A 17,605-nucleotide genomic window follows, 5' to 3' on the forward strand; every position below is an offset into this window, starting at 1 on the left:
ACCCCAAATTTGCAATCGAAATTCAATATTCTGTGAAATTGTTGGTTCAAATATCATGGCAAAGATGAGAGAATATAACGATGAGCAGCTTATGGTATTTGCTGGATTTTGCCTTAGCTTTGCCGCTCTTATTGAACGGTTTTTGTGCGTTTTTCGCAGCTTTGGGCGTGAGTATTCTAATAAGCTTTTCTATGCGCGGTTACGAGGGAATTACTTTCTCCGATCCAGAGAAACAGAAGGCATCGGCCCTTGGATCCGCCGTTTTTGCTTGTTTTATGGCTCTTACGACAATCTTCAACTCTCCATTTATCGCTGTTCCTGCTATCGTAGCGACGCTTTTCAGGTATTTCTGCCTATACAGATTAGTGAGAACGACCTTCACGATAGGTATGTTCATGCTTGTCACAAAAGAACCAATACAAACCACTAAAGCATATGACAGACTAAAGAGAACTCTGGATGTGGTTTTCGCTACTCTCATGCTTCTTATCTTCGGTCCAATTATTGGAGTAGTTGCGCTCATCTCGCTTTTTTCAGGTGGTAGACCTATCTTCATCTGTCAAACGAGAATCGGAAAAAACTGTGATGAATTTGGAATGTACAAATTCAGAACTTTCAAGACTGAAGATGGTAAGGAGGAGATCACAAGGTTGGGTAGATTTCTGAGACCCCTGCGACTCGATGAGCTTCCACAGATAATCAACATTATAAGGGGAGATATGAGTCTGGTCGGTCCGAGACCGGAGTTACCATCGTTTCACAAGCTTGGAATGGAGAATATTGAGAATTATTCGCTGAGGCTTCTGGTAAAACCGGGACTCACGGGCTGGGCTCAAATCAATTACAAGTACACTACCACTCTTGAAGAATACAGAATAAAAACCGCTTTTGATCTATATTACGTAAAACACAGATCATTCATTTTGGATCTGAAGTGCCTACTCAAAACACCATTTGCCGTCTTCATTACGTTGCTCGAGAGGGAAGGTTAAGAAAAAGAGGGGCTGCAAACCCCTCAGTATTCTATTAGTTTCAACCGCAGAATCAACCCTTTGTCATCTCTTCAAGCTCCTTCTTTCTTTGAATCACACTCTTGCTGTTGTCTTTGTAGTGCGTGTGGAGGAGTTCATGAGATAGATGTCCAAGAGGCTTTCCCAGGTATTCTTCATAGAGCTTCAGAATAGCTGGATTTTCATGAGACTTTCTGATCTTCGAAGATTTATCAATGTTATAGATTGCTTCCATTCTCTTCTGAAGGTAGCCGGGCTCGCTTGATTTTGGCTGACCGCCGCCACCTATACAACCACCAGGGCAGGCCATTACTTCGACGAAATGGTAGAATGCCTCTCCTGAACGTATTTTGTCCATTAACCGAACAACATTGCTTCCTCCGTGAACGATGGCAACCTTGACTTTAGTACCCTTCATGTCGATTTCGGCTTCCTTCACTCCGTCAAACCCGCGAGCAAAATCGAAATCAAGTCTTGCGAGCTCTTCTCCAGTATGAAGCTCATATGCAGTCCTCAAAGCGGCTTCCATAACACCCCCCGTTGCACCAAAGATTACTGCGGCACCGGTAGAGATTCCGAGTGGATTGTCATATTCTTCCTCTTCAAGTGACTCGAAGGGAATCTTATTCATCTTGATCAGTTTTCCGAGTTCTCTCGTGACTAGAACCGCGTCGGTAGACTGGGCACCTCTAACCTCTAGGGTTTCTCTACCTTTCTCGTCCTTCTTCGCGGTACAGGGCATGATCGAAACCAGATAAATGTCTTCAGGTTTCTTTCCTATCTTCTCCGCAAAGAATGTCTTGACAAGCGCACTCAACATCTCCTGAGGCGACTTCGCCGTTGAGAGGTTTTCGGTGAATTCCGGATACAATTTCTCCATCATGTTGACCCATCCCGGACAGCAAGAAGTGAACATAGGGAACTTGCCCCCTTCCTTCACTCTTTCAAGAAGCTCCGATCCTTCTTCCATAATTGTTAGATCTGCAGAGAAGTTTGTGTCAAACACATAGTCGAATCCTAGCTTTCTAAGAGCAGCAACCATCTTGCCAGTGCTCACAGTGCCTGGAAGTTCCCCAAACTCTTCAGCCAAAGCGACTCTAACAGAAGGAGCGGTCTGCGCAATAAGAACCTTATCATGTCTCTTAAGCTCAGAAACCACATCCCTGAATTCCATCCTCTCGGTAATAGCTCCCACTGGGCATACGGCCGAGCACTGTCCACAATTGATACAATCCGTCGCAGCTATTGGGGCGCCTAGAGCAGGCAATGGAAGAACATGGTATCCTCTGTTTACCGGCGATAGGATGGACAGACCCTGAAGCTCGTCACAAGCTCTAACGCATCTTCCACAGTCAATACACTTGTTCATGTCTCTGAACAACGAAGGACTGGAAGTGTCGTAAGGGACATTTCTAAGGGTTTTCGGGAACATGTCTTTTACATCATACTTATATATCAGATCCTGAAACTCGCATCTACCATTCACATCACAGGTCATACAGTCATTGGGATGATTTGAAAGCAGAAGACCAAGGTTGAATCTTACGGCCTTGTTCACTCTTTCGGAATTCGTCTTAATCTTCATTCCATCAACGACCTGAGTTGCGCATGCCGGCGAGAGATTACGAGCCCCCTCAACCTCAACGACACAGACTCTGCACGATCCGACAACAGAGAGGGCAGGGTGATAACAGAGTGTTGGAATATCCATTCCAATTTCGCGGCAAGCCTCAAGAATGCTCTGATCCTCTTTCACGGAATAGTCCTTGCCGTTAATGGTAATTGTCACGGGCACCGAACAGCACCTCCATTCGAAATCTTCAGTTATTGAGACAAAAAAATAGATTGTGATTTTTCTATCAAATAGATTCTAGCATATTGACCGTCTCTTATGCCATGTATTAGGTTAAAATTTACTCACAGGGAAACAAATGAAAGACGACGTGGCCAGGCGTGTTAAACAGTAAGCGAGTCTCCCGCTAACGATAGTGAGCAGTTCTCACGAAAGGTATTCAGAATCCATTCGGTTTGGCCACGGAACAGGAATAAGACTATAATAGACTTGATTGCTATTATGGTCTTCATGGAGGTTATGCGGTATGAGAAAATGGTTCTTCTGGGCGTTGTTGATGGTCGTGGTAGCAGTTGTATTTGCCATCCGACTGCTTCCTGAAATGCTTAACAAACCCCCTGTAATGAGCATCCCAGACATGATAATCAACGAGGGCGATATTCTTTCTATAAATCTACACGATTACTCAAGCGACGAGAAGATGGCATCCCTTACCTACAGAAAGTTGGCGGGCCCTGGGGAAATCAGGGACACATTCTATACATTCTCGCCGAGTTACCAACAGTCTGGAAAACACACTGTCACGATTTCCGTTGCTGACCAGAAAGAGCTAACAGCCGAATCCACATTCGTGATTACCGTTAGAGAAGTGAATCGTCCACCAGTGCTATCGATACCAGACCAGATAATCGCGCAGAATGAGACTGTCTCCATAGATCTTGATGAGTTCGCAGAGGATCCCGATCTGGACCCTCTTACGTACAACATCTCTTCTGGCAACGGGCAGATAATTGGCAGTAGTTACACATACCGACCGGACTTTGCAACCAGAACAGAAGAAAGGATAACTATTACTGTTTCTGATGGCCGCGGAGGAAACGATGATTCAACATTCTTGATATTGAATAAGGCGTTCATTACGATCCCGTCTACACCATCAACTGACTCCACAACAATCGAGTCAGCAACATCAGTCGCCATTACTCCAGAAGGGACCGATGCTTCTTCTCGATTGGCAACAGCTGAAACAAGAAATCTTCCACCGGTATCGAGCATCCCTGATCAGAATCTGGATCAAGGAAACACACTCGTTCTGGATCTTCGAACCTTCTTAAGAGATCCAGAAAATGACCCAATCTCGATAAAGATAATTTCTGGTCCTGGTGAGGTAGAGAGATCACTCTATTCATATACAAGTCCCGAAAATGATTCAGGCACTAAGACCATCGTTCTGGAGATTTCGGACGGTTTGAATACTGTTGAAGATAGCTTTCTAATAAGTATTGCCACTAGAAACAGAGTACCGGTAGCTTCAAACATTCCCGAAAGAACGATTGAAGTGAATGAACAACTAACGCTCAACCTTTCCAATTACTTCTCTGACCCTGACGGAGACCCACTTTCATACCAGCTTGTCAGCGGTTCCGGTAGAATCACCGGTAGTCAGTATACATTTCAATCGTCTGATCCAGGAAGATACTCAGCAACTATCAGAGCGTCCGATGGAAAGGGCGGATCGGTAGACAGAACGGCGATCTTCAATGTGAGTCAGACAAACAAGCCGCCAACGATCTCGATTCTTCCGAGAAGGATTTCTGAGGGAGAAAGGCTGTCGATTAACCTTTCGGATCATGCTTCCGATCCAGACAATGACCCGCTTAGCTACTCACTGATTTCTGGCCCAGGAACGATACAGGGAAGAACTTACACTTTTGACGCAGACTACGGCAGCGCGGGAATCTACGAAGCAGTTATCTCAGTGAGCGATGGTAAGGGCGGATTGGCGAGAACGACGCTGAGAATCGATATTAGGGAGAGCAACAGGCCCCCTGTCTTGAGCATACCAGGGTTCACGGTAGCAGAAGGCTCCAGACTTGTTGCTGATCTGAACGAATACTCATCTGATCCGGACAATGACGATCTATCATTTGAGATCGTTCAGGGAATGGGAGCGATCGAAGGAAGCAGACTGATAATCGAACCGGGGTATGAGGATTACGGTTTCTACACGATCGTTGTTAGCGCATCAGACGGAAGAGGAGGCGTGGCAAATGCTTCTTTTGACCTGCTTGTTACTGATACAAACAGACCACCCGAATTCAATATTCCAGATCAAACCACAATAGTTTCAAGGACTCTAAGACTTGACTTGAGACAGTTCAGCAGTGACCCCGATGGAGACTATCTCAGGTATGAACTGATCTACGGACCCGGAGTGTTGACTGGGAGTATATACTCCTTCATTCCGGAAGAACTGGGATCGAATACCGTAATGCTGAGCGCCAATGACCTTAAGGGAGGAGAAGCAACAGCCACTTTCGCAATAGTTGTGAGATAACTATAATCGGATAATTCCGACCTTGGCCGGCATCATCCTTTCTACAATAATCTACGTCAAATAGAGGGCTCTATATTCCTAGATCTTTGTTGTGCTCGCTTATCCTTTCGTTTCCTACAATAATATGCTATAATTGCTTGTGGCGGGGAAAAGCAGAAAACAGGAGGTTAACTTATGATAACAAAAGACTTGAGAAGAATAGGTTCAGATGCGAAGAAGGGACTTGAACTGGAGACGGATAAAAATCTTGATTTGATAGAAGTAACTTTCGAAGACAGGGAAAATTAGGTTGTTCACTCTGGTTCTTCCTAGATAGACGATCCATCCAGAGATCGAAGTCAAGGCTGCGAATGCAGCCTCTTTTTTTGAGTGGGGGAGAAGGAATTGCTCATTAGCTCTTCAGCTGCGCCACTACTGCCTTCATTCTTCGTGTTCACTTGTTGTATAATGATTGAGAAAGAATATCATTTGACTTGAGGGGGTCAATCATGAGAGTATCGCAACGCGGAATTGCTATGCCGGCGTCTCCAATAAGAAAACTTGTACCATTTGCGCAGCAAGCTAAGGATAGAGGTGTCAATGTTTATCACTTGAATATTGGTCAGCCCGACATTCAAACCCCAAGGGTATTTTACGATTACATCAGGAAGCTTTTCAGTTCAGTAGTCTCTTATTCTCCATCAGACGGAATCAAGGAACTCAAAGAGGCCTTTTCGAGCTATTTCGGTTCCTGGGATATCGATATTTCGTCCGATGAATTGCTTGTCACCTCGGGAGGGAGCGAAGCAATACAGTTCGCCCTTGCAGCAGTTGCCGACCCGGGCGATGATATCATGCTGATCGAACCATTTTACGCCAACTACAAAGGGTTCGCCAATATTCTAGGACTAAACGTAAGGGCTGCCACTTCCAAGGTTTCAAACGGCTATAGGCTTCCAAATGACGAAGAGATGCAGCAAGCTCTGACATCGAAAACAAGAGCGATACTCTTTTCGAATCCTTCCAATCCCACAGGTGTGGTATATACGCAGGACGAGTTAACGAGACTAATAAGATTCGCCAGGAAGAATAATTTATTTGTCATCAGCGATGAAGTATATCGAGAAATCGTCTTTGATGGCATCAAACCATCGTCAATAATGACCATAGATTCAGGGCAGGACATTATTGTCGTGGACAGCATCTCAAAGAGATTCAGCAGTTGTGGCGCCAGGATTGGCTGCGTGGCAACAAAGAACAAGGAGCTCTACAGGACAATCATGAAGTTCGCCCAGGCCAGGCTTTCACCCCCAACAATCGCACAGTTTGGAACAATGGGCCTTCTTACCCTGGGAAAGGAATATACAGATTCTGTGCAGAAAGAGTATGAACTTAGAAGAGATGTGGTTTTTGAAGAACTCAGCAAAATCGAAGGGATAGAAATGCAGAAACCCGCGGGCGCATTCTATATTTCTGTCAAGCTTCCCGTCGAAAACGCCGAAGAATTCGTCAAATGGATGCTTACTGACTTTTCTTACAACGGCAGCACTGTAATGGTTGCCCCATTGGAGGGGTTCTACGCAACTGAAGGCATAGGGACTAAAGAAGTCAGGATTGCCTATGTCCTCTCATCGGAGAAGATGAAAGCCGCAATTGAGATACTTGCGAAGGGCCTCAAGGAGTACGGACGTTGATCGAAACTCCCAAGTAAGCACCTATCGCCAATCTCGATGTTTTTGTTCGTCATGAATGCGTGGAAAACCCGTCGATTAACCGAGAAGCACTTCCCTCATTCAATATTGGGCCGCTTGACTTTCGGAAAGAGCCAACGCCCGATTACTTATTTGAGTGAGTGTCTAGAGATTATGAACCATTTGCAGGGATCTGAATCTCATGTTTTGTGGTCATTTTAAGACGCGGGAATTATTTCTTTGGAATCTATGTGCTGATGCTCTGTTAGTGAGGAGTTGATTACGCATTCCGGAGGAACAGGGTCTACTACTATGTTTCTGAACAATGGGGGTGGTAAATTGAAAAGATACAATGCAGTTTATGCTCAATCGGGGGGAGTCACATCTGTAATCAACGCATCAGCTTACGGAACAATCGTTGCAGCACTTGCGGCTGAAGAGATCGACAGAATTTTCGCCGGTGTGAACGGTATCAAAGGAATACTCAATGAAGATCTGTTCGACTTGACTGAAGAAGAACGCAGTGAGATCGACAGAATCCCGTATACCCCAGGTGCAATTTTCGGTTCTTGCAGGACGAGAATAGAAAGCGAAGACGATTTTGAAAGACTGTTCAAAGTTTTTGATGCTCATTCGATTCGATACTTCTTCTACAACGGGGGAAACGATTCAATGGACACGGCTCACAGAATCAATGAGAAGGCAGATGAGATCGGCTTTCCACTGAAAGTGATCGGAATCCCCAAGACTGTTGATAACGATCTTCTAGAAACAGACCATTGCCCTGGTTATGGCTCTGCAGCAAGATTTACTGCAATATCTATTATGGAAGCAACTAGAGACTTGAAATCTATGTACAGCGATTCGACGAAAGTCTTTATCATGGAGTCAATGGGACGTCACACTGGCTGGCTAGCTGCGTCCGGTTCACTTGCAAGTACTGATAGATTTCATGGTCCCCAGATTATTCTGCTTCCCGAGGTTTCATTTGACGAAGAATCTTTTATTGAAAGAGTAGAAGACGTAATAATGAAAGAAGGATACTGCTCTATCGTAGCTTCAGAAGCACTGAAACGACCGGACGGTTCGTACATCTCTACTGCGGGTTACTATGACGCATTTGGAAATGTGCAGCTCGGAAAGATAGGTCAGTATCTTGAAAGAGCAATAAGAGAGGCCCTCAAATGCAAAGTCCATGTCGCTCTTCCCGACTATCTTCAGAGATCTTCAAGACACATCGCAAGCTTAATAGATTGGCAAGAAGCAGTCGAGGTCGGAGCGCTAGCAGTGAGGGAGGCGCTGAAAGGGGAAAGCGGAGTGATGGTCTCAATTCTCCGATTAAGCAATAAGCCTTATCTAAAGAGATACTCCACAGTTGACTTGGGGAAAGTTGCGAACGGCACGAAAGATCTCCCCAGAGAATTCATCTCAGAAGACGGATTCTACGTTACTGAAGAGTTCAGATCATATGCATTACCACTCATACAGGGCGAAGCCCCTAATCTCTATCTTCATGGTCTGCCCATATACGAGAATCTTGAAAGAAGAAAGGCAAAGAAGCTTCTCTGATATGAAGCTCCCCGTTCCGCAAATGGCCACGGGGGCTTTCTCAACTCATAAGATCTCGGAAGAGCTGAAGATATTGATATAGATGTCTCGTACTGAGGAAATCTTTCTTCACTATTTCATATCCCTTTCTCCCCATCTCCTCTGCAAGATTAGGGTCTTCAAGTATCCTTCCTGTGTATTCAACAGTATCTTCAACGCTTTCAACGAGATATCCATTTACTCCGTGGTGAACCTGAAGAGGAATGCCTCCAACGTTTCCTCCGACTACGGGCGTCTTCTTCCACATTGCCTCGCTCATAGTCAACGCAAAACCTTCGCGAAGTGACTTCTGAAGAACTACATTGCTAACTCTTTGAGCTGCGTTGACTTCGATATCACCGATGTTCTGGAAATTTGAGAGAACTTTGATATCGTAATCCATCCCACTGTATCTCAGAAGATCTTCATAAATCTTCCAGCCCTCAGGATCGTCAGAAGCCATCGATCCTATCAGCAGAAGCTGAAGCTCTCTAAACCTCTTTTTCAGCTTTCTATACACATCGACAACCCCTAACGGATCCTTCCACGGATCGAACCTGGATACTTGAGTAATTACAGGTCTGCCACTCTCAATTCCGAGTTTTCTCAGTGACTGTTCCATCTCTTCCTTCGACAGTTCCCTGTTCTTGTTGCTCAAAGGATCGATTGAAGGTGGGATTTCGTAGATCTTTTCAACTGAAATCCCGTCTTTCGCATAGTTCTTAAGGGTGAATATACCTGCATGGTAGTGAGATAAAAAGGAGTTCAGATAATCCCAGAAGACTGGATTTGGCGAAGAAGTATCTATGTGGCATCTCCAAACAAGCCTACAGCTCCCGAAATCTGCAAATGCAGGAAGCCCTACTGGCTGAGGATCATGGATCACGGCAACGTCGTATTGATTTGGTTCGATGAAACTCGCGTTGTCCTCTGCAACGCTTTCAAATAGGCCCTTATCCTCAGCTGATAATCGGTCCTCCTTGCCTTGAAGAGCGTTGTGCATCCTTTTGGTAAGGTCGAAGAACTGTGAAGGAGCGTCAATTACCTTCCAATCAACAGTGAGGCCACAGTCCTTCATCAAGGGAACAAGAGTGTGCAGTATTTCAGCCACGCCGCCCCCGAAGGATGTTGCATTGACATGAAGAACTCTCAGACCCCTAAGTTCACTTGAAAGCTGAAGAATTTTCTCTAGAAAATCTTTATCCACAAAAGGCTCATAATCCTTTAGTCTCTTATTCAGTACCTGTGTAGTTTTCACTTTCACACCTTCTTTCGATTTTGCAGAAGGTTAGCTGGCCCCATCAGGGACCAGCTAGCCGAGTTAGACCATTACTAGAAGCCCCAAACTACCTCAAACCCTGTCAAATCTTCGAGATCGAGGGCAAGCTCTTCAAGAGCGTTCTGTGCATCCGCGGTTCCGGAGAGGATACTGTGAACGGCCTTGAAAAATAGAGTAGATACTTCATTATATCGCGGGGCAGTTGCTGTTGAAGGTCTAGCAACAGCGTTTGTGAATACGTAATAAAGTGAACCAAAGAACGGATTCTCTTCAAGCACTTCGTAATCTGCATAAAGAGCTTCGATCGTAGGATTGAAGGAACCTTCAACAGCTCTCAACTTTTGCACCTCGTAACCGGCCATGAACAATGCAAAATCCGCAGCGATTTCAGGATTTTTACTGTACTTGCTGACTGAAAGTTGCCAACCCCCGAGCGTAGCGGCTCCATTCCCACTCTTCCCGGCCGGAAGAGGAGAGACATCGAACTTGCCCGCGACGGCGCTGTCCTCGCCCTTACTTAGGCTGTAGGCATAAGGCCAATTTCTCATGAAGGCAGCGTTTCCAGTTTGCCAAACCGCTCTGGCATCTTCCTCAGCGAAAGTCAAGACTCCACTAGGAGAGATTGTTCCAACCCAACCAGCTGCTTTTTCAAGAATCTCGACTGCATTGGCGTTTGCTATTGTAATCTTCTTGTCAGGGCTGATAATTGTTCCTGCATCGTTTGATGCGAGCCATTCAAGGGCATCGCATGTCAAACCTTCGTAAGCATTGCCCTGCCACACGAATCCCCAGAAGTCGGGATTTGTCTTCCTTTCTCCTTCCTGGATGATCTTCGCTGCTTCTTCGAGTTCGTCCCACGTGGTCGGCGGGTTAAGCCCATACTTCTCGAGAAGATCAGTTCGATAGTATAGAAGACCCGCATCTGTGAACCACGGTATGGCAACGAGTTTTCCATCGACCGTGTTGTTTTCAACTATCGCTGGGAAATGCATAGATACAACCTTGTCGGCGTTGTGCTCGTAAAGATCGACAAAATGCTGCGCAAGATCACCGGGCCAAATAACATCTACCTGATAGACATCAATCTCGGGGCTTCTTGCTTCCAAAAATTGGAGATAGAGCCCGAGCCTGTCCTGAACCATGTCTGGAGTATCCAGAACTCTTACAGTCACATCGGGATGAATCTCCATGTATCTTTCCGCTGCTTTCTTGGTCAGTTCAAGCTCCTGACCAACGGCCCCTGCCGCAACAGTAATAACTGTCTCTGAAACTGCGACCAGGGCAAATAACGCTACCATAAGTGTCAATAGAACTTTTTTCATAATACCCCTCCTTTAAAACAGTCTTCTGAAGCACCATCTTGTTTACAAACCTAGTCTCATTCTAGAACCCTTCAGATCACCTCCTATTATCATCAGACCACTTAGGGTGTCTCTTACCGAATAGTTGTAGCCAGTCTTAGCCCTTCACTGCTCCCGCAGTCAAACCCTGCACTATTCTTCTCTGGAAGATGAAAACAAGAGCGACCACAGGAACCGTTACTATGACAGCTCCGGCCATGATCTCCCCAAATGGTACTTGTCTTGAAACCGATCCGCTGAACAGAGAAATGGCGACCGGAATCGTCCTTGCTTCTGGTGCAATAGTCGTAAAAGTGAGAGCGAAAATATACTCATTCCATGCTGATATGAAAGCAAGTAAACCGGCCGTGACAAGTGCGGGCGCAGTCAAAGGCAACAATATCATATAGAAAGTTTGGAAAGGTGTAGCACCGTCAACCCATGCTGACTGCATGATTTCCGTCGGTAGCTCTTTGAAGAAGGAAGTGAGGACCCAAGTTGTGAAAGGCAACGTAAATATCATATATGAGAGAATCAAGCTCAATCTGGCTCCTAGGTTGAGTGTTGTAATCACGGCATACAATCCTGAAAGTACTGTAATCTGAGGAAACATTGTGAGAGACAGAATGAGATACAAAGTAAGCCTCTTTCCTTTGAACCTTAGCTTGCCCATTGCATAGGCTGCAAACGATCCTACTCCTAACGCTAGAAGGGTAGTAAGACCCGCAACAATAGTACTGTTCCACAATGCTCTGACAAAGGTTCCGTCGTTAAAAACTGCGACATAATTCTGGAGCGTCGGAGAAAACTTCCCATCCCTGTCAACGGGTAAAAGAGTTGCCGGAGTCATCTGAAGCTGAGCCTCAGACTTCAGCGATGAATTCACTGCCCAGTAGAAGGGGAAGAGCATGTAGAAGAAGATGAATATGATAAGGACCCAGAACGCAATCTTCCCCATAACCCAGAGCGATCTATTCTTCTTCATTCTTTATCAACTCCCATAAGCCTCATGTACAACACTGCAAAGATTCCGATTATAAAGAATATGATCACACCTATTGCTGAGGCAAGACCCATATTCCTGTTGCCAATCAACTGGTAGTAGTTATAAGAAGCCATTGAATACATTCGGTTTCCCATAAGTACCTGGAAAACATCGAATACTCTCAGTGCATCAAGTGTTCTGAAGATAAGTGCAACGGCAAGCGTAGGTTTGAGAAGCGGCATTGTGATGGCGAAGAACTGTCTCACTCTATTTGCTCCATCAACTCTTCCAGCTTCGTAGAGCTCTTTCGGGATAAGTTGTAGGCCCGCAAGAATCAGCAGTGCCATAAAAGGAGTCGTCTTCCAGACGTCAACAGCAATTAGAGTCGGCATTTGGAGAGTCGGCATGCTCAGGAACGATAGCCCTCCATCACCCCAACCAAGCCTGCTCAGGACCATATTGAAGAGACCTGCCCTGGTAGGCTGAAGCATCCACTCCCATATTCTCGCCGAGACAACTGTTATTACGGCCCATGGAACCAGCATGGTTGCCCTCATAATGCCTTTTCCTTTGAAATTGCTGTTCACTACTAGTGCAACTCCAAGTCCTAGAATAGTCTCAAGAAAAACCGAGATGACCGTGAAGACCAGCGTATTCCATATAGCTTTCATGAACTCGGGGTCTCTCGCACCCACTACATAACGTCGCCCGAAGAATGAGAACTGAAACCACTCTCTATATCTTACCGGACTTCTCGGCAGCACTCTAATTGCTCTTTCGTACATAGTCATTCCGGTTGACTCGTCAATTAAGGGATCCCCCGTCGTTTCATCAACAATCGGCGGTAACTCTTGAATCGTAAGTCCGAGAAGACTCTTATAGTTTTCAAGACCTATGAACTTCGGTGCCTCGTCAGTTCCGGAAGCAAACACCTTGTCAGTAAGGCTGGTGTAGAAAACCTGAAACAGGGGATAAAATGCAACAGCCGCTAAGATCAACAGAGCGGGAAGAAGCAATTTGTAGGCAGTTCTTTGTTCCTTCTGAGCTAGAGTCAGCTTATCTTTCCTGGCCATAAATCCTCCTAATCACTAGGGATAACGTCAGGCCGTTCTCCTGCGCTTCATTTTGGGCAGGAATTTTACCGGCTGAATGTATTGCCCCGGAGCTTCTATCCTCTGAATTATCAATTCCGCCGTCTTTCTTCCCATGTCTTCCATTGGCTGCTCGATTGTTGTTAGGCCCGCTCTTTCGGTCCAGCTTTGATTGTCATAACCGATGAGGAAAAAATCCTTTCCAGGTATCTTCTTCAAAGCCGAAGCTGTCTGAAGCACTTCAAGGGCAAAATTGTCTGCCAATGCGAATATTCCTGGTTTGTCGTGTTCAGTAAGTATCTTGGCAATTTTTTCATAAGCTGTTTCGAAGAAGAAAGATGTGTACACGAGCCTCTCCTGATTGAACTCATACCCCTTGTTCTCTAGAACACCGGTAAAACCCTCGATCCTCTTCTCAAAATTCTCTGTTGCGAGAATCGGGTTCTCTTCCTCAAAAGAGATAACGAAGAAATCACTCGAGCCGCAGTCTATAAGTATCTCCGCAGCCATCTTTCCCCCCATGATGTTATCCAGGTATACACAATCAAATTCCTCTGATTGTGCTTCAAAGAGCACGATGTTGCTTCCGAAATTTATATAGTTCTTTGACAAAAATCCTGTGTTCATTGTACAAATTACTGCCCCATCTGAGTCCTCCAGCAACGAAGAATCCTTCTTCAGTCTGTTTAGTCTTCTGTCAGAGAACACGGGGTATATAACCATCTCATAATTCATCATGTCCAGAAAATCATCAAACGATTTCATAACTCTCCAGTGGAACTCGGTCCTCACTTCAGGCATTAGGAAGAGAATTCTTCTGGTCTTTCCCCCTGCAAGTGTCCTCGCCATCTGGTTCGGCTGGTATCCAAGCTTTTCAATGGCTCGAATCACCCTGATTCTCGTTGTATCCTTAACAGAACCGCCATTCAAAACTCTAGAAACGGTACCGGTTCCAACACCGGAAAGAGATGCAACATCTTTTATGGTGGGCCTTTTCAAACAACTCGCTCCCTAATATCGTGTAGTAATGGAATCGCTTCCATTATAACAATATGATTAATGAAGTCAAAGCAAACTTAGAATCAATCTGAAGTCATTTGGAGTAAATACCGAACGTAAGAGTGAATAAGGGGCGGCTTTCTCTAGATTGCTTCTACTATTATTGGATTACTCTTTCACACTCACACATGGATCGATCGTTTCGCTTTCCAAACTATTTCATTTGACCTTGTTTCATTCACCAGTAACGAAACGGCGGGATACGAAGTGCTTCTTCTCTTCTAGGCAATAAGCGCCCCTATCCCTATTATTCCTTTTCCACCGTGAACAAGAATCCCAGATGACAGCTCTCCCGTAAGCAGAGTCTCTGAGAGAGAAGAGATCCTTTTTCTTGCCCAGTCAACAAGGGATATGGTGTCCCTCTCGTTGCCGGAATGATAAAGTGCTAGACAAAGGACTTTCTTGCCCTTCGCGACATCCATTAGTCGATCTACCATCTTCTCAACTGCCTTCTTCATGCCTCGCGCCTTACCCGAAAGCGTAAAGATTCCATTGCTGTCTATCGTGCCAATAGGTTTGACATTCAAAATCTCGCCGACTGAACCTTCAAGCCTAGCGATTCTTCCACTCTGCTTTAGATACTTAAGTGTAGGTAGAACGAAGAAAACGACGTTTTTCGTTCCTGCCCTACTTCTGAGATCAGAAGAAATAACCTCGAGAGAGTCTCCCATTTCTTTCATACTAATAGCCTTGTAAACAAGCATTGCAATACCACCGGAAAGTGAAAGGGAATCAACACACCCTATAGCGACCGATTCATGAGCGCTGGCGAACTGCTCTCCTATCGTCTTGAATAGATTGTGAGTACCGCTGAGCGCGCTTGAAAGATTCACGACAAGAAGTTCATCGTATCCTCTTGAATACAGTGTCTCAAAAGCCTCCATAACATCGCCCGGGCTGGGCAGTGATGTTCTGGCAAAGTTGTTCTCTAAAAAATCGACAATTTCGGCTCTGCTAATCTCGACCCCATCGCGAAAAGACTTTTCCCCAAGGACTACCATTACTGGAACAACGTACACGTCATCTCTTTCAGCCAGCTCCACAGGAAGATCCACTAATGAATCACAAATAATCCCTAGCATAATTTGCTTCCTCCTCGTCAACAACTGTGTTTCTTTGTAAACCAAGATTAACTCTGCCATCTAAAGAGAATATTCTAGACTCGATGATGTCTCCGGGCTTCAAGTACCTTCCGCTTTTCTCCTGATCTCTAATAAACAGCTCCAATCTCTTCGATTCTGAAAGAAGCCTTCTGAACCAAGCACGAAATCCCTTTTTGTTACTCAGCGCAGTCCCTTTTGGAGTACCGGTTAGAATTACATCTCCTGGATCAAGGTCGGAGAAGTGACTCAATTCCGACAGTGTCTCGTGAGGTTTGTAAATCATGTTTGAAGTCGAAGCACTCTGCTTAACTAACCCATTTACCTTCAGTTCAAGTGTGAGATTTTCTATGTACTTCATATCTTCCCCATCGATAATCGCCATAAATGGCCCTAGTGAGCAAAATGAACGGTAACTCTTCCCTTTGAAAAACTGAGTTTGAGGTAACTGAATATCTCTTGCCGATATATCGTTTCCAATAATCATCCCGCCAACATACTCGTGCAGTTTCGAGAAATCAACGTCGATCTTCCGGTTCACCGGCGCTTTAATGACCAGGCCAAGCTCAATCTCATAATCAAGAAGGCGAACTCCCATCGGCCTAACAATAGGTGAACAGGGGCTAGCAATCGAAGCGGATGATTTGTTGAAAAACATATTGTATTTTTTATCTTCTTCTCTTATTCCTGTGTCCAGAAGATGATCCAGGTAATTCTTTCCCTGGCATATAACCCTGCAGGGCTTGGTGATCGGCGAAAGGACTTCAAGATCTGAAAGACAAAGCCTCTTGTCAGACAAAAGATCTTCAATCTTGTCTGGACTCTCTGTTACTCTTCTCAAGAAGGAACCTGTCGAATTGAATTCTACCTCCATAGGTTTCACAAAACCCTTCTCGACGATTCCCCAGAAATCTTTATGTCCGTGACGCCTGAATCTCCCAACATGTATTATCAAAAGCCACCCTCCTCAATTTATTATACCTGTTGTTCCATTCAGTTGGCTTTCATTTTCTCCCGCCGGAGATTACACATTCTAGATTCCAACTCTCAGTCAAACCTAGATCGGGTTGTCTTGTGCGAAAGCAGATTAAGACTATGCTAGAATTGTTTCGAGGTGATTAAATGAGGAAGCCTGAATTTGGACGCTCGGTCCTTCTATATTGTGATGAAGAGACAACATTCCTAGTTCGGAATTCCTTGATCAGTGTCAATGTTATTGATTGTATTGGATTGGAGAATTACACTCTAAAAGAGATCCTGGATCAGGAAGATATCAGTGGGAATGGCAAAGCCAATAGAAATGAAGAACGGTTTTGTTATGCGATCTTCAACGGATTTGACAATAATGCTATTGGAAACACAATCAAAGAGATTCGTCAGCTTTTGCAGAAAGACTGGATATTCGCTAGCACGACGGAATCAAATCTAAACTGGAAGCTGGAGGACTTGCTAGCAGAACTGACCCAAGAACATGACTACTTCATGAAAGGGAGGCGGGTTGAGCTTGAAGAATGATTCTTTCCACAAACTGCAAGACCTTTCAAAAGTAGAAATTGTGAACCTTTTGAATCTGATCTTTTCAGACTATGTACTCAGAATGCACTGGACTCTAGAAAGCTTCGAAAGAGATGTCAGAGAAAACAATATCTCGCTCTCAGATTCATTCGTCGCAATCATAGAGGGAAAGAATGCCGGAGTAGTATTGCTGAGCTTCAGAGAGAAGAGAGCGAGAATTGACCTGATGGGAGTTGCTCCATCTTTTAGAAGAGAGGGCGTTGGTTTTAGGCTGGTTGATGAAGCAGTAAGAATCGCTAAGTGGAAAGGGTGTGAACAAATAGTCCTTGAAGTTCCTGAAAAGGACAACAGAGCGATTGGCTTCTACGAGAAGTTCGGATTCAGACAAAAGCGCAGGCTTATAACTTTCTTCATCAGAAAACCCGGAACAAAGGGGTTCTCACTGAGAGACTCGGATTTAGGAAGAATAATAGAATGCGCTCTTCTTGTGATGAACAGATTCAAGCGAAATCCTGAGTGGGAAAGGGAGCCCGCGGGATTCAATCATCTTGAGCAATATAGCTTTGACTCTGTGATTAATGAAGAGAGAAAAGAAGTCGCCTATTGCATCTGGCAGGAAAGGGATTCAGTATTCTATGTGAGGGACGCGGGACCGACTAAAGACTTTTCCTTCAAGGAGACCATAGGCGCGTTGTGCGGTATCGCAAAAGAGAGAGAGCTCACCCCTTTATTTCCTACGGTGCCGGAAGAAGATCCCCTGTTTCTGGAGGCCCAATGTTTTGAACCTGAGGTCCTCCTAAAGCAGAGTGAAATGATTTTCAGAATACACTGAAAGAACT

14 protein-coding genes are annotated in these 17,605 nt (G+C 45.0%); 6 read left to right on the top strand and 8 right to left on the bottom strand.

Translation table 11 applies throughout. The annotated features are described in order from the left end of the window. The first annotated feature begins 80 nt into the window (after positions 1-80). On the top strand, positions 81-992 hold the full coding sequence (locus B3K42_RS01965; RefSeq protein WP_110989928.1) for a sugar transferase: 912 nt from the start codon (positions 81-83) through the stop codon (positions 990-992). A gap of 52 nt (positions 993-1,044) precedes the next feature. On the opposite strand, the gene B3K42_RS01970 is transcribed toward B3K42_RS01965, so the two are convergent. Next, positions 1,045-2,805: an NADH-dependent [FeFe] hydrogenase, group A6 gene (locus tag B3K42_RS01970; protein WP_110989927.1), complete on the bottom strand. Its 1,761-nt coding sequence runs from the start codon at positions 2,803-2,805 to the stop codon at positions 1,045-1,047. Positions 2,806-3,109: 304 nt separating this feature from the next. Between B3K42_RS01970 and B3K42_RS01975 the strand changes: the two genes are divergently transcribed. The 3 genes from B3K42_RS01975 (at position 3,110) to B3K42_RS01985 (ending at position 8,379) form a co-directional block, all read left to right on the top strand. Further along, positions 3,110-5,140, top strand: coding sequence for an Ig-like domain-containing protein (locus B3K42_RS01975; RefSeq protein ID WP_110989926.1), 2,031 nt, complete (start codon positions 3,110-3,112; stop codon positions 5,138-5,140). A gap of 488 nt (positions 5,141-5,628) precedes the next feature. Beyond that, positions 5,629-6,813 carry a pyridoxal phosphate-dependent aminotransferase gene (locus tag B3K42_RS01980; protein ID WP_110989925.1) on the top strand — a complete coding sequence of 395 codons (1,185 nt, stop codon included), beginning with the start codon at positions 5,629-5,631 and terminating at the stop codon, positions 6,811-6,813. Between the two features lie 336 nt (positions 6,814-7,149). After that, a complete protein-coding gene (locus tag B3K42_RS01985) occupies positions 7,150-8,379 on the top strand; it encodes a 6-phosphofructokinase (RefSeq protein WP_258367131.1) in 1,230 nt (409 codons plus the stop codon). A 40-nt stretch (positions 8,380-8,419) separates the two neighbouring features. Here B3K42_RS01985 and B3K42_RS01990 read toward each other — a convergent pair whose 3' ends face one another. The 7 genes from B3K42_RS01990 to B3K42_RS02020 all read right to left on the bottom strand — a co-directional run bounded on the left by B3K42_RS01990 (position 8,420) and on the right by B3K42_RS02020 (position 16,206). Then, positions 8,420-9,655, bottom strand: coding sequence for a glycosyltransferase (locus tag B3K42_RS01990; protein ID WP_110989923.1), 1,236 nt, complete (start codon positions 9,653-9,655; stop codon positions 8,420-8,422). A 74-nt stretch (positions 9,656-9,729) separates the two neighbouring features. After that, positions 9,730-10,998: an ABC transporter substrate-binding protein gene (locus B3K42_RS01995; RefSeq protein ID WP_110989922.1), complete on the bottom strand. Its 1,269-nt coding sequence runs from the start codon at positions 10,996-10,998 to the stop codon at positions 9,730-9,732. 136 nt (positions 10,999-11,134) lie between these two features. After that, on the bottom strand, positions 11,135-12,001 hold the full coding sequence (locus B3K42_RS02000) for a carbohydrate ABC transporter permease (RefSeq protein WP_110989921.1): 867 nt from the start codon (positions 11,999-12,001) through the stop codon (positions 11,135-11,137). Then, complete coding sequence (locus B3K42_RS02005; protein WP_110989920.1) at positions 11,998-13,074, bottom strand: carbohydrate ABC transporter permease; 1,077 nt, start codon at positions 13,072-13,074, stop codon at positions 11,998-12,000. Before B3K42_RS02005 ends, B3K42_RS02000 begins: the two co-directional genes overlap by 4 nt. 27 nt (positions 13,075-13,101) lie before the next feature. Next, entirely contained in the window at positions 13,102-14,091 is a 990-nt protein-coding gene (locus B3K42_RS02010; RefSeq protein WP_110989919.1) for a LacI family DNA-binding transcriptional regulator, read from the bottom strand. Between the two features lie 281 nt (positions 14,092-14,372). Continuing rightward, the gene (locus tag B3K42_RS02015) at positions 14,373-15,233 is read right to left on the bottom strand and encodes a DegV family protein (RefSeq protein ID WP_110989918.1); all 861 of its coding nucleotides are present in this window, start codon (positions 15,231-15,233) and stop codon (positions 14,373-14,375) included. Beyond that, the gene (locus B3K42_RS02020; RefSeq protein ID WP_110989917.1) at positions 15,214-16,206 is read right to left on the bottom strand and encodes a fumarylacetoacetate hydrolase family protein; all 993 of its coding nucleotides are present in this window, start codon (positions 16,204-16,206) and stop codon (positions 15,214-15,216) included. The genes B3K42_RS02015 and B3K42_RS02020 overlap by 20 nt, the downstream gene beginning before the upstream one ends. A gap of 167 nt (positions 16,207-16,373) precedes the next feature. On the opposite strand from B3K42_RS02020, the gene B3K42_RS02025 reads away from it, so the two are divergent. Both B3K42_RS02025 and B3K42_RS02030 read left to right on the top strand, forming a co-directional pair. After that, on the top strand, positions 16,374-16,766 hold the full coding sequence (locus tag B3K42_RS02025; protein ID WP_110989916.1) for a DUF3783 domain-containing protein: 393 nt from the start codon (positions 16,374-16,376) through the stop codon (positions 16,764-16,766). Then, a complete protein-coding gene (locus B3K42_RS02030; RefSeq protein WP_110989915.1) occupies positions 16,756-17,598 on the top strand; it encodes a GNAT family N-acetyltransferase in 843 nt (280 codons plus the stop codon). The genes B3K42_RS02025 and B3K42_RS02030 overlap by 11 nt, the downstream gene beginning before the upstream one ends. Positions 17,599-17,605: the final 7 nt, after the last annotated feature.

The sequence above is a fragment of the Mesotoga sp. UBA6090 genome (genome assembly GCF_002435945.1).
Lineage (GTDB): Bacteria > Thermotogota > Thermotogae > Petrotogales > Kosmotogaceae > Mesotoga.

Bases quoted from the DNA above. Each gene is read 5' to 3' on its own strand.
- B3K42_RS01965 (WP_110989928.1), top strand. From the start codon at position 81: ATGAGCAGCTTATGGTATTTGCTGGATTTTGCCTTAGCTTTGCCGCTC.
- B3K42_RS01975 (WP_110989926.1), top strand. From the start codon at position 3,110: ATGAGAAAATGGTTCTTCTGGGCGTTGTTGATGGTCGTGGTAGCAGTT.
- B3K42_RS01980 (WP_110989925.1), top strand. From the start codon at position 5,629: ATGAGAGTATCGCAACGCGGAATTGCTATGCCGGCGTCTCCAATAAGA.
- B3K42_RS01995 (WP_110989922.1), bottom strand. From the start codon at position 10,998: ATGAAAAAAGTTCTATTGACACTTATGGTAGCGTTATTTGCCCTGGTC.
- B3K42_RS02000 (WP_110989921.1), bottom strand. From the start codon at position 12,001: ATGAAGAAGAATAGATCGCTCTGGGTTATGGGGAAGATTGCGTTCTGG.
- B3K42_RS02005 (WP_110989920.1), bottom strand. From the start codon at position 13,074: ATGGCCAGGAAAGATAAGCTGACTCTAGCTCAGAAGGAACAAAGAACT.
- B3K42_RS02015 (WP_110989918.1), bottom strand. From the start codon at position 15,233: ATGCTAGGGATTATTTGTGATTCATTAGTGGATCTTCCTGTGGAGCTG.
- B3K42_RS02025 (WP_110989916.1), top strand. From the start codon at position 16,374: ATGAGGAAGCCTGAATTTGGACGCTCGGTCCTTCTATATTGTGATGAA.